This is a genomic window from Mycobacterium sp. ML4, assembly GCF_054515735.1.
Window position 1 is genome coordinate 1 of record NZ_JBTNSY010000083.1, and the last position, 1,080, is coordinate 1,080.

1 protein-coding gene is annotated in these 1,080 nt (G+C 65.7%); it reads left to right on the plus strand.

Annotated elements, in window-relative coordinates; translation table 11 throughout:
• Positions 1 to 144: 144 nt before the first annotated feature.
• A partial coding sequence (gene istA, locus ACX9NE_RS29295; protein WP_459365272.1) for an IS21 family transposase occupies positions 145 to 1,080 on the plus strand: 936 nt, incomplete at its 3' end.

The following is a 1,080-nucleotide window of genomic DNA, read 5'->3' on the forward strand; positions in this document are numbered from 1 at the left end:
TACCCACTGGTGGCCAAGTCGAGGTATCCGTTTTTGGCCAGGTAAAAGTATCCACCCCGTGTTCGTCGTGTCGATCAGGAACTGCGGGCCCCGATGGTGACGGTGAAGGCGCCAACCAATCGCCATCACCACCGGGGAGTTCCATTGAAGTCTGCGAAGGACCGTATGGACATCATTTCCGCCTACCATCAGCTCGGGTCCTACCGAGCCGCCGCCGAGGAGTGCGGAACCACGCACCGCACCGTCAAGAAGGTCGTGGACAAGTTCGAGGCCGACCAGGCCGGTGTGCCGCCGCCACCGCGGGCCGAACGGGCGCATAACTACGATTCGGTGGCCGACCTGGTCGTCGAACGCGTAGAGAAGTCACACGGTCGGATCTCGGCCAAGCGGCTGCTGCCGATCGCGAAGGCCGCTGGATACGAGGGTTCGGCACGTAACTTCCGGCGGCTGGTCGCGGAAGCGAAAGCGTTGTGGCGCAGCGCTAATCATCGAGGCCGGCGTCCGGCGGTGTGGGAACCGGGCGAGTACCTGGTGATCGACTGGGCCCAAGTCGCGCCGGGACTGTTCCTGTTCTGTGCGGTGCTGGCGTTCTCTCGGTGGCGGTTCGTGCGGTTCGCCACCGACCAGAAGGCATCGACCACGCTGGCGTTGATCGCCGAGGCGCTGGCCGCGGTTGGCGGGGTCCCGGCGCGGGTGCTGGCCGACCGGATGGCCTGCCTCAAGGGCGGCGTGGTCGCCAATGTCGTCGTCCCGACCCCGGACTACGTGCGGTTGGCGGGTCACTACGGTTTCGTTCCCGATTTCTGTCACGCCAGCGACCCGCAGTCCAAGGGCATCGTCGAGAACCTGTGCGGCTATGCCCAGGACGATCTGGCCGTACCCTTGCTGACCGAGGCCGCCGTCACCGGGGCGCCGATTAGCCTGCGCGATGCGAACGCGGCGGCTCAGGGGTGGTGCGCGGAAGTGAACGCCGCGACCCATTCCGAGATCTGCGCCATTCCCGACCAGCGGCTGATCTCTGAACGTGAACTGCTGCAACCACTCCCATCGCTACGACTGCAGATCGGGGCTCCCTCGGTG